The sequence below is a fragment of the Bacillota bacterium genome (genome assembly GCA_013177945.1).
Taxonomy (GTDB): Bacteria; Bacillota; DSM-12270; order Thermacetogeniales; family Thermacetogeniaceae; genus Ch130.
Map to the genome: position 1 here is coordinate 1 of JABLXW010000003.1, position 13,653 is coordinate 13,653.

Below are 13,653 nucleotides of genomic sequence, written 5' to 3' on the forward strand. Positions count from 1 at the left end.
GGCCAAGATCAGCCGCACGGTGGCCGACTTGAAGGCCATCAAGGCAGCCGCATTAGCTTATTACGCCGATACGGGAACATTCCCGCCCAATGATGATGATGTGACGGGCGCTGGGCCCACTGCACCGGGGAAACGGGGGATTTTCTTTTTTCAGCAATCGGTTAATATGAGTAACGGTACGACATGGAATCCCTCCGGCTGGAACGGCCCCTATCTGGAAAAATGGCCCCAGGCCCAGTACTGGGCGGGCAACCATGGTGGCACATACCAATGGCAGGGGGTTTATAATTACGGCTCCACGCCCCTGGATTTCAATGGCGACAACACAGCCGACCCCTGCATTGAGCTGAACTTTGGCGGCTCTGGTTTTACCGATGACCAGATTTCCGCCATTATGAAAAACATAGACGCAGCTCTGGATGATGGAAACCTTGCCACTGGTATGTTTCGTTATCGTCCAAGCACCAACTGGCCCCAACATACAGCTTATTACTGCGTAGCGTACAGCAATTGATTACGCTCTTTGCTGGCGGCCCTTATGAAAAGAGCCGTCCCCTGCAATTATGACAAAGGGGTAGTACTTGTTCATGTTCTGTCTTACTTTTAAACAACTTTTTCCAAGCGCATGTAAGAACAGCCGTCGCTCCGCCTTCACCCTAGTGGAGCTTTTAGTGGTCATCGCCATCATCGAGGTGATGGCGGCCATCATCACTCCCAGCGCTTTCAAAGCGGTAGAAAAGGCGAAGATATCCCGGGTCGTTGCCGACGTGCGCGCCATAAAGGCGGCCGGTTACGCCTATTACGCCGATACCGGTGACTGGCCGAAGGCAGGGCAGGATTCTTACGACCCCGGCTCCGGCGACGACTACGGCTTCCGGTACTTCATGGAGACCGACGGCAGCAGTGGCTGGAACGGGCCGTACCTGGAGAAGCCGCCCGGCGCCACACCCTGGGGCGGTCGCTACCGTTACTGGAAGAGCGTAATAAGCGGTACTGTCTATGACGCCGCGGGTAATTCGACTGCAGTTAACAACACCAAATGCGCCGTGGTCACCATTGGCGGCTTTCCCGACCGGGGTATCCGTGACGCCGTGGATCGGCGCATCCGGGAGAGTGTCGGTTACTCCTATGTGGGGGAGGAAAACGGCACGTACTATATCTCGGTGATCATCTGGATGGAGGGGTTGTAGCGCCGGCGCGCTTGGCTACCGGGCCGGGTGTGCAGCCCGCTTTGCCACATGCGGGAGGGATTTGGGTTGCTTAAACGAGTGTGTAAAGGTGAAAAAGGCTTCACGCTGGTGGAGCTTCTGGTGGTTATCGCCATCATCGGAGTGCTGGCCGCAATTGTGCTGCCAAATACATTTCAGTCCACCGAAAAAGCCAAAATCGCCCAGGCCTATGAGACTGCTAAGGCGATAAAGTCGGCTGCACTACAGTACTATGCGGATACAGGGCACTGGCCCGCGATGACTGACAATTACAGTGACATCAATGGCTTCTTGAAAGATGACGGCATGCCCGGGTGGAACGGGCCGTACCTGGAGAAATGGAAATTCAGCCCCTGGAACGGTCGGCTGCGTTGGGACACGAGCATAAACGTAACCGGGGGACCTGCCAAGGACGCGATTATTGTTTTCGACGATGACCATACACGGGATTCCAATGATAACCAGGGTAAGATTCCGCGTCGGTCAATGGAAGAAATCGACCGTACCCTTGATGATGGGAATCTGGCTACAGGGTTTGTGCAGGGAGACGGGGAAGGGTATGCAGCGGCTAAGGGAGAACTGGTCATTGTACTGGTGGCGGATGTGCAGCAGTAGTCAAGACAGGGTGTTTTTGCAAATTTATGTAGAGAGTTTTGGCCAACTGATTTCATTTGGCGTGTGAGAAGTGCTCTTTAAAAGCTGATGACAATATGTTTAGATTTCCTAGCCTTTGCCGTGATAGCCGCGGCTTCACCCTGGTAGGGCTTCTGGTGGTTATCGCCATCATCGGCATCCTGGCCGCCGTAATTCTTTCTAACGCCTTTAAGGCTATTGAGAAAAGCAAAGTGGCGGCGGCCGAGGCCGACTACAGGGCGATCAAAGCAGCGGTGTTAAGCGCGTATACGGATACGGGGACCTGGCCGCCTTCTTCGCAGCAGCAAGGTCAGGACCCCGGCCTCGTGGATAAAGGCAACTGGAAGAACGGTGCCCAGGATACGTGGAACGGCTCCTACCTGGAGCGCTGGCCGGGCAAGAACCCGTGGGGAGGCTATTACACTTATGTAAACGGCATTTTTGAATTTCTAAAGCCGGACTCGCGGGGATTCCGCTAGGTTCCCTGCCGGGTGCAGGATCATCTCCGCTTACGGGTGCCGCCAGAAAGTTGCAGGAAGATTTGGGGGAAGATGTTGTCAATTTTAACAGCGGTATCACCTACATTTTGATTTCTAAGGACCAGTAAGGCGCGTGCTGTGGCGAAGGCTATTTATGGATGGACACACGGTTACCGAATAAGTTTTACAGAAGTAAAGGATAAAGAAAGTATGTTTTGGGTCCTTTTCTTACTGGGTCTTTTTATCGGCAGTTTCCTAAACGTGGTCATTTACCGCATGCCGCGGGGGGAATCGGTGGTTGCGGGCAGGTCGCGCTGCCCCGCCTGCGGGCAGGCGCTGGCCTGGTACGATCTCGTCCCAGTGCTGAGCTACCTTGCCCTGCGGGGGAGGTGCCGCTATTGCAGGACGCCGATTTCCCCGCGGTATCTCCTGGTGGAGCTGTTGACCGGCGCGGTCTTTGCCGCGCTCTTTTACCGTTTCGGGCCGACGCCGGCGCTGGCCAAGTATCTTTTTCTCGGTGCCGTCTTGATCGCGGCCACCTTCATCGACCTGGAGCACTACCTGATCCCGGACCGCCTTGTGCTGGCCGGGCTGGCGGGCGCCGCTGTCCTGGGGTTTGCTGCCGGTGACGTAGGAATCTGGTCGGCTCTGGCGGGATGCGCTGCGGGAGCAGGATTTTTGCTTCTCGTTGTCGTAATTAGCAAGGGCGGCATGGGAGGCGGGGACGTCAAGCTTGCTGCAGTGACGGGGCTTTTTCTGGGGTGGCCGTTAGGCTCCTTAGGGATCTTTCTGGGCGCCTGCGTGGGTGGGCTGGTGGCTTTTTTTCTTTTGCTTTTCAGGATTAAAGGGCGGAAAGACCCTCTTCCCTTCGGGCCTTTTATTGCTCTGGGCTCTTTCCTTGCTCTGCTGTGGGGAAAAGAGGTCATTTCCTGGTACCTGGGCCGCTTCTGGTGATGGGGTAAAGTGATGTTCGGTCTGCCTTTGAAAAAGCGCGGGGCCTTGTCCGGCTTTACGCTCCTGGAAGTTTCCCTTGCTGTTCTCGTGGTTGGGATCCTGTTCTCTGTGGCGGTCCCGGATCTCAGGAGGTGCCTCGGGCGCTGCCGCCTCCAGACTGCCGCCGACCAGCTCGCGGGAGACATCAGAGAAACCAGCCAGCTTGCCCTGAACGAGGAAAGCTCCCTTTACTCCATCAAGTTTTACCCGTCTCCAGGCAACGCCTATTATGTGAAGAAGTCTGCAAATCTGGGGCCGCGGGTGGTGAAAGCGGTCAGTCTCCCGTCCGGAGTTGTACTCGAGAACACGAACTTTACCGATCACGAGCTCAGGTTCTCGGCGAAAGGCACGCCCACTGCAGGCGGCACAGTTACTTTGAGAGACGGGGTTTCGGGCTCTTTCAAGTACGTGATCGTGGCTGCGGTCACAGGGAGGGTGCGTGTGAGTGACCAGGCTCCGAAGAATGTGGAGGACATCTGATCCGGGAGAGCGAGCCTTCACTTTGGTCGAGGTGCTCATTGCTGCGGCCGTCGTGGCGGTTGCTCTCGTACCCCTGTTTGGCCTCTTTGTCCACGGAACGCGCTGGACCGCCGACTCCCGCCACCTGATCACGGCCGTTAACCTGGCTCAAAATAAGCTCGAGGAGCTCAAAAACGCACGCTTTGAAGATGTAAGTACCCGGCCCGACCCGGGGGCGCTGCCGCTCCAGTTTCAGGAAGACAGCACCTACTCTTACCGTGTTGATGTCGCTTCAACGGGGCCGAATCTCAAGACCGTGACGGTCACCGTTTACTACGAGACCGCGTCCGGGCCCAGGACCGTTTCTTTGACTATGGATAGGGGCCGGTGGAGGGAATGAGGGGAGTTTCAGGAAGAAAAAATGGTTTTGTTCTGGTTGAGGTCCTGATTGCCTCCCTCGTTTTGGCCGTGGTCTTTGGGGCAGCCCTGCTCCTCTACCAGCGGGGAGTGGTGAGCTGGCTGAGGACGCGGGACAGGGTGGAGGTTCAGGAGAACCTGCGCCTTGGACTTGACCGGATGAGCAGGGAGCTGCGGGGCGCCCTCTACCTCGTGGAGGCGAAGCCTGATTCGGTGATGTTTTTCAGCTCCGATGAGAAGTATATCTCCTACTATGTTAGGTACTCCGACACTGCCAAGTCCTGCCAGCTCCTGCGCGGTGTCGGCGGCACTGCGAACCCGGTGGCCAGCTACGTGACCGCTCTCGAAATCACGTACGAACCGGCAGAAACTGCAGACCCGAAAAAGATAACCTTTGTGCACATCCGGCTCACGGGCGAGAAGGACAGAAGCGGCACCGTCACCATGAGCACAGGTGTGCGCCTGCGCTCTGTTTAAAACACGTCCGGGAGTGAACTGTTTGCCGGGGGTGCAAGAAGAAATTTGGGCGGACAGAAAAAGAGCTTGGAGCGCGCCCAGGCCTTGGTCCTGGTAATGGTGGTGCTGTTTATTCTGCTCTTGCTGGCGACGGCAGTGGTGACTCTCGCGGGGGGCCACCGGAGAAACGCCGCTTACCAGCGCGACCTCGTCCAGGCGTACTACGCCGCCGATGCCGGCGTGGAGAGGCTGCTCGTGAAGATCAGGGAAGAACCCGGGTGGTACGCTGGGCTGCCCTTTAACTTGGAGCAAACTGTTTTCGCTCACGTTTCCTATGCCGGAGGCGAAATCCAGGAGGTAAGAGTGAAAAAAGAAGAGGCTGTCGGGCCTGGCACGAAAATTGTTATTACTTCCGTCGGCACCTTTCACACGGCACGCAGGACCATCGTGGCGAGCGTTCTTGTCTCCGGGGTCTCCGACCTCGTGAGGGGCATCAGCATTCTCCCGCCGGTGGCGCAGGATCTTACCATCAGCGGCAATTTTTCGCTTATTCCGGACCCCGGATACAAAGGAGACAAAAAGGTTTTGTTTGTCTTGAACGGCAGCCTTACCCTCTCGGGGTCGACCGAGATCCGTGGCGATGCCTACGCCTCCGGAAGCATCACCGAGCAACACGACAACATTAAGGGAAATACTTATCCGAATCACCCGGGTTTTCCCTCGTTCCCTTCCCTGGATGTGGAGCACTACAAATCCAGGGCCCTCGAAAGCTACCAGTACTACCAGGGCGACAAAACGTTCGGTGGCAAGAATGAAACCACCTCTTACAGCGGCATCTATTTTGTTGAGGGGAATGTCGAGATCTCGGGAAGATACAGCGGGCAGGCTGTGATAGTGGCGAGGGGCAAAATAGAGGTTACCGGCGACCTGAAGGCGGACAACACTGCAAGCGACATGCTCGTCCTCATCTCCCTCGGGGACGTTGACATCAAGAACCACGAGGTAGACGCGGTGGTGGTTGCCAAAGGAAGGTTTTCTGCGCAGGGAAATGCTTCTCTGTACGGGGGGGTGCTCGCCCAGGGATTAGACTTCCCCGGGCAGGGCGGAGGCAGGGTGACGATTGCCTGTAACCCCGACCTGGTCGTCCAGAACATCCCCTCAGAAGTTGCCCAAGGAACCTCAATGAGCCTCAAGGTCGAGTCCTGGAAGGAGCAATATCCTGTCCTGTGATGTGGAAGCCGGGAAGATTTTTTAGAAAAGCCGAGTTTACAGGGGTTGACATCGGTACGGAGTACATCAAGGTGGCTGCAGCGCGTGCCGCCTCCGGCGCGCCCGAGGTTACTGCGCTCGCCCTCGCGCCTACTCCGCCTGCTGCCTGGAGCGAAGGCCTGCTCGCGGGGGAAGTTGTAGCTGCTTTGGAGAAGATTGTTGCGGAGGCGGGGGCGCCTGCCGGGAAGGTGATCGCGGCCATCACCGGAGAGAAGGTAATCTCGCGGGACATCCGCGTGCCCCCCATGCCCCGGAAGGAGCTCGAGTCAGCGCTCAGGTGGGAGGCCGAGCGTTACATCCCGGTGCCCCTCGAGGAACTGGTGGTCAGAAGCGTGGTTTTGGGAGAAGTGAAAGGAGAGCGGGGGCCGGAACTGCACGTTCTCCTGGCGGCGGCTCCAGAGCGTTTGGTCAGGAATTACTACGAACTTTTTTTGCGGGCCGGGCTCAATCTGGTAGCCGTTGACCTCCAGAGTCTGGCGCTGTGGCGCCTGTTTGTAGGTGCTTCACGCCAGAAGGGCGCCGGGTCTTGGGTGATCCTTGACATCGGGGCGAAATTTTCCCAGCTCGTCATCGTCCGGGATGGAGAGATGGCCTACACGAGGGTTCTTCCCCAGGGAGGTTCCGGGTTTGAAGGAATAAAGACTTTGGATGGAAGCGGGAGCGGGCCTGAACTGAGCGAGATCAACAGCGCGATCTTCAGGATGGCTTTCGAGGACTACGCCCGTCAGGTGCGGCGCTCTCTTGATTGGTATTTGACCCAGGAGCGCCAGAGCACGATCGAGAGGGTGCTTTTAAGCGGGGGCGCGGCTAACATCGAAGGGATCCCCGGCCACCTTGCCGAATTGTTGGGAGTACCTGTGGAGATTGGCGAGCCTCCCGTCCGGTTCAACAGCAGGCTGCGCCAGACTTACAACCCGTCTTTCGCTGTGGCCATCGGCCTTGCGCTTTGGGAGTTGGTGAGATGAACTACCAGATTAATCTCCTTCCAGCAGATCTGGTACGCCCGCCCTTGATGGAGGGTGTTTCGTGGCAGCACGTCCTGCTTGCCGGAGTTGGTGTGGTGCTGCTGGGGAGTTATGCCTTGTTTTTGGGGTTTTATTTCGGCACCCGGGCAGAGCTAAAGAAACTTGAAAGAGAATTAGCTACCCTCCGGCCCGGGGTAGAGCAGGTGAAGATGATCAGAAGGGAGCGGGAGGGTGTCGAGAAAAACCTTGAAGCGTGGCGCCAGGTTATCCAGCAGCGCCAGACCTGGTCCGGTTTCCTGAACGACCTGAACTCCGCCCTCCCGGTTGACACCTGGCTGACCAGGGTTTCCATCTCCGCCGCGGGTAAGGAGGAGAAGGGCTTGGATGCACCTGCTGGCTCCGGAGGAGGCGCGGCGGGGAGTTCGGCACCGCCTGTTGCTCCACCCAAGGCTGATGCGGTGGTTATTGAGGGTGCATCCCTTACCCCTCCCTCGGTTGGCGTTTTTCTCAATAACCTGTACCACCTGCCTTACTTCGAGGACTTGAAGCTAGAGGAGTGCGCCCTTGCCAGGGACGGGAGTTTTACTTTCAAAATCGTGGGAAAGAAGGGGGTTTCCCGTTGATCAGGTGGGCAAACCTGACAAGGCGCGAAAAAGCGGCGGTGGCGGGCCTTTTAGTTTTTACAGGCTCTTTGCTTTTTTATTATACCCTTTTGGGGCCTCAGATGAGAACTTACAGGGAGGACCGGGAAAGGGTCATTTTCTTGCAGAACCAGGTGCGGAGGGAGCGGGCTTTAATCGGAAACTTGAAACATGAAGAAGCCGCCCTGGCTGCAGCGAAGCAAAAGTTAGATCTTTTAAAACCTTACTTTGAAGCGGAGGTGCGTGATGGTCGGGCTTTCGCGAAGCTGGGCCTCGAGGCTGTCAAGAACCGCGTTTCCATCAAGAGCTTCCGTTTGGGAAAACCAACCGGCAAAACCTATTACGTGGAACTGCCCCTCGAGTTCGAGATCGGAGGGTGGTATCTTGATGTCTTGAGTTTTTTGAGGAGTGTCGAGGCCTTTCCGAACATCTCCGAGATTAGAAAGCTAGTGATCGAGCCCCAAGCTTTTGGGGAAGGGCAGAGCGGAGAGAAGTTCCCTTCCCTGACCAACGGGTTTGTTACGGCACGTTTTACGGTAGTTGTTTTTGCCTCACCAAAACCTGAAGAGGAGTTCAAGTTCGAAGAACTGGGGGATTGGCTTCTGGGCCGCGGCAATCCCTTTCTCTCCGTCCGGGGCGGAACTCCCGCGCCTGGTGTCGTTCCCCCTAACACTGTTGTAACCCCGGACTACCAGCACCAGGCTCAGCCGCCAGCTCCCGAGAACCAGGCGGAGCAGGTTTCGCCTGGTGCCGGCGTTTCGCCGGAGCAGGAAAGGGGCTCGAGTTTGCTGCCGCTCAAGTAGTCTGTCCTAAGGCTTGAGAGGCTGCTTCGGCGCGGCTGCTTTGAACGCGGAGCTCTTTTAGCTGGAAGGCCCGGGTGATGCTTGCGGCGAGCGCTGCAACCAGCGCCTCCTGGCAGGCAAAGATGGGGGAGTTGGGGTCCCCTGTTTTATAGTCCCGGTAAATTTCAATGTGCAGGCCGAAGATCCTCCTTCCTTTAAGCTGCAGTTCCCTGATCTTCCTGAAAAGGTATGTTTTAGTTGCCCGCATCACGACTTTTTTGTCAAAGGGAAAAAGTCCGACCGATGGTTGAGGCAGAGGAAAATCTTCTTTCCAGTAACGGCTCAGGGTTTGAGGGAGCAAAGCACGGAGAGAGGCGAGTTTCTCTCCAAACTCTTTGTCCAGCGGGTGGTACGGCTCGAACTCAAATCCGCACGAAAGCTCGAGGTCGTAGCGGCCGCGGACATGCCCGTGAATCTCCAGAAAGAGTTCGACGGGATTGGCAAGAGCATGGCCCTGGTACGTGAGGCAGAGATCGCGAAGTTCCGGAGACGGCGCCAGAGAGGGGTCCTTGTTGAGATCCACAAGGGGTCGCAGTCCCTCGGCTACGAGAAGGTTTGCTCTGAGGGAGGAGGCAAGGAGGGTGGCGATTTCTCTGGTGAAATAATCAGACCCGGGAGTGCAGCCGTGGTGGGGGGCGGCCACCACGATTTCTTTTCTCTCTCCCTGCCGGTAAAAAAGGGCATCCTGCGGGTTGTGTTTCTTGGCCATTTTTTCACCCGCTTTTTCGAGCAGTCCTGGTACCATACTTTTATTTATTACGCAGAGAAGTTAACTCCTGCTGCCGGGGGCTTTACCGGCCGGAGCCGGGAAATTTCATGTTTTTTGCCTGGCTCTTTTTCCTGGTATAGGGGGCGCAGAAAAAGTAGACAATAGGAAGCAGCAGGAGTATGATGGATAGTAATAACAGTAATATAAAGAAAATAATACTAAGCGAGACGGAGGAGCAAAATGCTGGAGAAGGCAGATCTCGAGGAGATTTTGCAGGTTGCCCGGAAAGGCGGGGATTTTGCGGAAGTTTTTCTCGAAAAGAGGGAAATTACAAAAATCGGCTGTGAAGCGAGAAAAATCGAAAGGGTGATTACAGGAGCCGAGCAGGGGGCCGGAATCAGGGTCCTGCGCGAGGAGCACACCGCTTACGGCTACACCAACGCCCTGGATAAAGAAAATTTAATTGCGCTTGCCCGCCAGGTGGGGCGGGCGGCGCGGGAGAAACCGGAGGCGCGGGTGGTGCTGGAAACCCGGGAGTCTCCCGTTGCCCTTCCGATCAGGCAGCGCCCGGATCAGGTGGAAATCGAAAGGAAGGCCGCCCTTGTCCGGGCTGCTGATGAGGCGGCGCGGAGTGTCAATGAGAAGCTGGTGCGCCAGGTTACCGTAAACTACGGTGATGTCATCCAGCGGGTTACGATCGCGAATACCGAAGGGACTTATGTGGAGGACGAACGGATCCGGACCCGGCTTGCCGTAAATGTGGTGGCCGCCGAGGGGGAGGTGATCCAGACCGGTTTTGAGGCGGCCGGGGGAGCCCAGGGCCTGGAGCTTTACGAAACGGAGGCGCCCTGGGAACTCGGGAGAAGGGCGGCGCGGCGCGCTCTCTTGATGCTCAATGCCCGGCGCGCCCCCGCGGGCCGGATGGCGGTGGTGCTGGCCGGCGAGGCCGGGGGTACCATGATCCACGAGGCCTGCGGACACGGGCTGGAGGCCGACCTCGTCCAGAAGCAGCTTTCCGTTTACGCCGGAAAAAAGGGGGAGCAGGTCGCCTCGGAACTGGTCACGGTGGTGGACGACGGGACCCTCGCGGGGAAATACGGCTCGTTTCGCTTCGACGACGAGGGAAACCCGGCAGGGCGTACGGTTTTAATCGAAAAAGGGATTCTGCAGACGTTTATGTACGATCATCTCACGGCCGCCAGGGATGGGGAATCCCCCACCGGAAACGGGCGGCGGGAGTCTTTTCAGCACAAACCGATTCCCCGGATGTCCAACACCTACCTTGCTCCCGGCGACGCCTCCCCCGAGGAGATCATCAGGGAGACCAAAACGGGGCTGCTGGTCCGCAAGATGGGGGGCGGACAGGTCAATACGACCAATGGCGACTTCGTCTTTGAGGTCGCCGAGGGTTATTTGATCAAGGACGGCGAGGTGAGCGTTCCCGTTCGGGGGGCAACCCTGACGGGAAACGGCCCCGAGGTGCTGAGGCAAATCGATCTGGTGGGGCGCGACCTGGGGTTTGCCATTGGAACCTGCGGAAAGGACGGGCAGGGAGTTCCCGTTTCGGATGCCCAGCCGACGATCAGGATTCCAGAACTGATTGTAGGAGGAATCCTGGAAAAAGAGGGTGACCGTGATTGAAGGGGACGGCAAAGCAAGATGAGCGGGAGCTGGCCGCGGCTGTGGTAGAAAAAGCCAGAAGAGGCGGGGCGGAACTGGCCGAGGCCTATTTTGCCCGGAGCGAGGAACTGCTTGTGGAGGTCAGGGAGGGGGAAGTGGAAACCTTAAAGCTTGCCCGGGAGGAGGGGATCGGAGTCCGGGTGATCCGGAAGGGCCGCCTGGGTTTTGCCTATACCTCGGACTTGAGCTGGCCTGCGGTGAAGGAAGCAGTTGCCGGCGCCCTTGCCAATGCCGGGACCGCGAGCGAAGATCCCTATCATTCATTCCCGGAACCGCCTCCGGCATACCCCGATCTCGAACTGGAGGACCCCCTCCTGAAAGAAGTTTCTCTTGCTGAGAAAATCGAAAAGGCGCGGGAGATCGAGAGGGCGGGGCGCGCCTTTGACCCCCGCATCAGGCTTACCGAGCGCGCCAGCTATGAGGATGCCCGTTATCTTGTGGCCATTGCCAACTCCCGGGGCCTCCTGGCCTCCTGCCGGGGGTCCTTCTGCGGGGGGTACGCGGTGCTGGTGGCTGAGGCGGACGGGGAACAGGAGACGGGGTTTGGGATCCAGTTTACCCGCAAATTTAAGGAGCTGGATGCCGGAGCGGTCGGCCGGGAGGCGGCGGCCAGGGCGGTCCGGCTGCTGGGGGCGCGCCGTTTGGAGACCGGTCGGGTGCCTGTTGTGATGGATCCCCACGTGGTTGCCAGTTTCCTCGGGATGCTTGCCTCCGCCCTGAGTGCGGAAGCGGTGCAAAAGGGGCGTTCTCTCTTCGCGGGAAAAGTGGGCAAGAGCGTGGCGGCTCCCGGTGTTACAATTGTGGATGATGCAACCCTTCCCGGCGGTTTGCTGAGTTCCCCCTTTGACGGGGAGGGGGTTCCAGGGCAGCGGACCGTTCTCATTGAGGGGGGGCAGCTGCGCGGTTTTCTTTACAATACATACACGGCTGCCAGGGATCAGGTGGCTTCGACGGGTAACGCGGCGCGGGGCTCCTTTAAATCAACCCCCGAGGTGGGGAGCACCAATTTTTATTTGGCGCCGGGGGGTTTCGCGCCGGAGCAGATCATTGAGAGCACAACCTGGGGCCTCTACCTCACCGAGGTGATGGGGATGCACACCGCAAACCCGATTTCCGGTGATTTTTCTGTGGGCGCGGCAGGAATTTGGATTGAGCATGGAGAACTAAGTAAACCGGTAAGGGGAATGGTAATAGCTGGAAATATCTTGGAGTTGCTGGAAGCGGTTGATGCCGTCGGCAACGACCTGCGCTTTTTTGTCGGGAAAGGGGCGCCCACAATCCGGGTGACCGGTTTAACCGTGAGTGGAAAGTAGCAGGCGGCTCCTTTGAGGGGTGAGCAAAGTGGCGCGGATTCTGGTGCTGCATGGTCCCAACCTTAACCTGCTTGGCGAGCGGGAAGAAGAAATTTACGGCAGTGCTTCCCTTGCAGACATCAACCGGGACCTGGCCCGGCAGGCGGAAGCCGCCGGGGTGGAGGTGGAGTTTTTTCAGTCGAACCACGAAGGAGATTTAATCGACCGCATTCATGCCTCCAAAAACTCCGCGGACCTGATTATTATCAACCCGGGTGCCCTTACCCACTACAGCTTCGCCCTCCAGGACGCCCTGCGGGCGGTCCGGCTGCCGGTGATCGAAGTCCATTTAAGCAACATCTACGCCCGGGAGCCCTGGCGGCACCGCTCGGTGATTGCGCCGGTTGCCCGGGGCGTGATCGGCGGGTTTGGCCCCTTCAGCTATACCCTTGCCTTTCAGGCCGCCTGCCATCTGCTCTTGACCGATAGGGTAGGAGAGAAATGACCGGGGGTTGTCATCAGGAGAGACTGGAAAGGCTGCGCCGCCTCCTTGCGGTTCAGGATTTGGAGGCGCTTCTCGTAACAAAGCCGGAGAATAGAAGGTACTTGAGCGGGTTCACCGGAAGCGCAGGGGTGCTTCTCGTTGCCCCCGGGGCGGCGGTGCTGCTGACCGATGGGAGGTACGAGGCGCAGGCGCGCCGGGAGGCCCCCGCCTGGAAGCTGGCTACCTTTAAGAATTCTTACTACGAGGCCCTTGCAGAGGTTTGTGCGGAACTGCGGCTGCGGGAGGTCGGCTTTGAGAAAGACCACCTCACGTACCAGCAGTTTGAGAAGCTCCGGGAGCACCTTTCCCAGATCACCCTGCGCCCGGTGGCCGGCTTTGTAGAGGAGCTGCGCTTGATTAAGGACGCTGCAGAAATCGGTTGCATTCAGGAAGCCGCAGTGATCACAGGGGCGGCCTTCTGGTACCTGCTGGGCGTCCTCGAGTACGGTCAGTCTGAACGGGAAGTTGCAGGGGCGATGGAGTTCTTTATGCGGCGCCACGGCGGGGACCTTCCTGCTTTTGAGACGATTGTGGCAGCGGGGGAGCGGGGGGCGTTCCCGCACGGGGTTGCCTCGGGACAGCAGATCCGGCGCGGCCAGATGGTTGTGCTGGATCTTGGAGCGCGCTTTCAGGGTTATGCGGCAGATCTCACCCGGACGGTTTGCCTGGGCCGGGCCGACGCCCGGCAGCGGGAGGTTTATGAAGCTGTCCGGGAAGCCCAGGCGCGGGCGCTGGCTCACGTTCGCCCTGGGGTTCAGGCGGGGGAGGTGGACGCGGCAGCAAGGGGGTTTCTCGAAGCGCTGGGCTATGGGGAATTTTTCCCCCACTCCCTGGGCCACGGGGTGGGCCTTTCGGTCCACGAGGACCCCAGACTTGCCCCCCGGCAGGAAAGGGTGCTGGAACCGGGAATGGTGATTACTGTGGAGCCAGGTGTCTATTTGCCGGGTTGGGGGGGTGTTCGGATCGAAGACACTGTGCTGGTGACGCAGAACGGCTGCGAAATCCTGACACCTGTCACGAAAGACCTGCTTATTATTTAAAAGAAAGGAGTGGAAACCTGGTCAAG

Annotated in this window: 17 protein-coding genes; 16 read left to right on the forward strand and 1 reads right to left on the reverse strand. The window is 58.2% G+C overall.

Annotated features, from left to right (window positions below):
• The first annotated feature begins 28 nt into the window (after positions 1–28).
• The 12 genes from HPY58_02410 (at position 29) to pilO (ending at position 8,323) form a co-directional block, all read left to right on the forward strand.
• Complete coding sequence (locus HPY58_02410; GenBank protein NPV28507.1) at positions 29–514, forward strand: hypothetical protein; 486 nt, start codon at positions 29–31, stop codon at positions 512–514.
• Between the two features lie 73 nt (positions 515–587).
• Complete coding sequence (locus HPY58_02415) at positions 588–1,190, forward strand: hypothetical protein (protein NPV28508.1); 603 nt, start codon at positions 588–590, stop codon at positions 1,188–1,190.
• A 48-nt stretch (positions 1,191–1,238) separates the two neighbouring features.
• Positions 1,239–1,823, forward strand: a complete 585-nt coding sequence (locus tag HPY58_02420; protein ID NPV28509.1) for a prepilin-type N-terminal cleavage/methylation domain-containing protein — start codon at positions 1,239–1,241, stop codon at positions 1,821–1,823.
• Positions 1,824–1,918: 95 nt separating this feature from the next.
• Positions 1,919–2,320 (forward strand): prepilin-type N-terminal cleavage/methylation domain-containing protein, encoded by a 402-nt coding sequence (locus tag HPY58_02425; GenBank protein ID NPV28510.1) that lies wholly within the window; start codon positions 1,919–1,921, stop codon positions 2,318–2,320.
• A 210-nt stretch (positions 2,321–2,530) separates the two neighbouring features.
• Positions 2,531–3,274 carry a prepilin peptidase gene (locus tag HPY58_02430; GenBank protein ID NPV28511.1) on the forward strand — a complete coding sequence of 248 codons (744 nt, stop codon included), beginning with the start codon at positions 2,531–2,533 and terminating at the stop codon, positions 3,272–3,274.
• 12 nt (positions 3,275–3,286) lie between these two features.
• Positions 3,287–3,793 (forward strand): prepilin-type N-terminal cleavage/methylation domain-containing protein, encoded by a 507-nt coding sequence (locus HPY58_02435; GenBank protein NPV28512.1) that lies wholly within the window; start codon positions 3,287–3,289, stop codon positions 3,791–3,793.
• Between the two features lie 22 nt (positions 3,794–3,815).
• Positions 3,816–4,172, forward strand: a complete 357-nt coding sequence (locus HPY58_02440; GenBank protein ID NPV28513.1) for a hypothetical protein — start codon at positions 3,816–3,818, stop codon at positions 4,170–4,172.
• A complete protein-coding gene (locus HPY58_02445) occupies positions 4,169–4,666 on the forward strand; it encodes a prepilin-type N-terminal cleavage/methylation domain-containing protein (protein ID NPV28514.1) in 498 nt (165 codons plus the stop codon). Before HPY58_02440 ends, HPY58_02445 begins: the two co-directional genes overlap by 4 nt.
• Positions 4,667–4,732: 66 nt before the next feature.
• Positions 4,733–5,875 (forward strand): hypothetical protein, encoded by a 1,143-nt coding sequence (locus tag HPY58_02450; GenBank protein ID NPV28515.1) that lies wholly within the window; start codon positions 4,733–4,735, stop codon positions 5,873–5,875.
• On the forward strand, positions 5,872–6,879 hold the full coding sequence (gene pilM, locus HPY58_02455) for a type IV pilus assembly protein PilM (GenBank protein ID NPV28516.1): 1,008 nt from the start codon (positions 5,872–5,874) through the stop codon (positions 6,877–6,879). Before HPY58_02450 ends, pilM begins: the two co-directional genes overlap by 4 nt.
• On the forward strand, positions 6,876–7,502 hold the full coding sequence (locus HPY58_02460) for a hypothetical protein (protein NPV28517.1): 627 nt from the start codon (positions 6,876–6,878) through the stop codon (positions 7,500–7,502). The genes pilM and HPY58_02460 overlap by 4 nt, the downstream gene beginning before the upstream one ends.
• A complete protein-coding gene (pilO, locus tag HPY58_02465) occupies positions 7,499–8,323 on the forward strand; it encodes a type 4a pilus biogenesis protein PilO (GenBank protein NPV28518.1) in 825 nt (274 codons plus the stop codon). The genes HPY58_02460 and pilO overlap by 4 nt, the downstream gene beginning before the upstream one ends.
• Here the strand turns inward: pilO and HPY58_02470 are convergent.
• On the reverse strand, positions 8,316–9,071 hold the full coding sequence (locus tag HPY58_02470) for a hypothetical protein (protein NPV28519.1): 756 nt from the start codon (positions 9,069–9,071) through the stop codon (positions 8,316–8,318). The genes pilO and HPY58_02470 overlap by 8 nt on opposite strands.
• 240 nt (positions 9,072–9,311) lie before the next feature.
• On the opposite strand from HPY58_02470, the gene HPY58_02475 reads away from it, so the two are divergent.
• The 4 genes from HPY58_02475 to HPY58_02490 are packed head-to-tail and all read left to right on the forward strand — an operon-like array spanning position 9,312 to position 13,627.
• Positions 9,312–10,712 carry a TldD/PmbA family protein gene (locus tag HPY58_02475; GenBank protein NPV28520.1) on the forward strand — a complete coding sequence of 467 codons (1,401 nt, stop codon included), beginning with the start codon at positions 9,312–9,314 and terminating at the stop codon, positions 10,710–10,712.
• A gap of 29 nt (positions 10,713–10,741) precedes the next feature.
• Positions 10,742–12,064, forward strand: a complete 1,323-nt coding sequence (locus tag HPY58_02480) for a TldD/PmbA family protein (GenBank protein ID NPV28521.1) — start codon at positions 10,742–10,744, stop codon at positions 12,062–12,064.
• A 28-nt stretch (positions 12,065–12,092) separates the two neighbouring features.
• Positions 12,093–12,548, forward strand: a complete 456-nt coding sequence (gene aroQ / locus HPY58_02485; GenBank protein ID NPV28522.1) for a type II 3-dehydroquinate dehydratase — start codon at positions 12,093–12,095, stop codon at positions 12,546–12,548.
• Positions 12,545–13,627 carry an aminopeptidase P family protein gene (locus tag HPY58_02490; protein NPV28523.1) on the forward strand — a complete coding sequence of 361 codons (1,083 nt, stop codon included), beginning with the start codon at positions 12,545–12,547 and terminating at the stop codon, positions 13,625–13,627. Before aroQ ends, HPY58_02490 begins: the two co-directional genes overlap by 4 nt.
• The last annotated feature ends 26 nt before the right edge of the window (positions 13,628–13,653 follow it).

Coding starts and splice junctions, on each gene's coding strand:
- HPY58_02490 (NPV28523.1), top strand. CDS start 12,545: ATGACCGGGGGTTGTCATCAGGAGAGACTGGAAAGGCTGCGCCGCCTC.
- HPY58_02415 (NPV28508.1), top strand. CDS start 588: ATGTTCTGTCTTACTTTTAAACAACTTTTTCCAAGCGCATGTAAGAAC.
- HPY58_02445 (NPV28514.1), top strand. CDS start 4,169: ATGAGGGGAGTTTCAGGAAGAAAAAATGGTTTTGTTCTGGTTGAGGTC.
- HPY58_02475 (NPV28520.1), top strand. CDS start 9,312: ATGCTGGAGAAGGCAGATCTCGAGGAGATTTTGCAGGTTGCCCGGAAA.
- HPY58_02435 (NPV28512.1), top strand. CDS start 3,287: ATGTTCGGTCTGCCTTTGAAAAAGCGCGGGGCCTTGTCCGGCTTTACG.
- HPY58_02470 (NPV28519.1), bottom strand. CDS start 9,071: ATGGCCAAGAAACACAACCCGCAGGATGCCCTTTTTTACCGGCAGGGA.
- HPY58_02430 (NPV28511.1), top strand. CDS start 2,531: ATGTTTTGGGTCCTTTTCTTACTGGGTCTTTTTATCGGCAGTTTCCTA.
- HPY58_02460 (NPV28517.1), top strand. CDS start 6,876: ATGAACTACCAGATTAATCTCCTTCCAGCAGATCTGGTACGCCCGCCC.
- HPY58_02420 (NPV28509.1), top strand. CDS start 1,239: ATGCGGGAGGGATTTGGGTTGCTTAAACGAGTGTGTAAAGGTGAAAAA.
- HPY58_02425 (NPV28510.1), top strand. CDS start 1,919: ATGTTTAGATTTCCTAGCCTTTGCCGTGATAGCCGCGGCTTCACCCTG.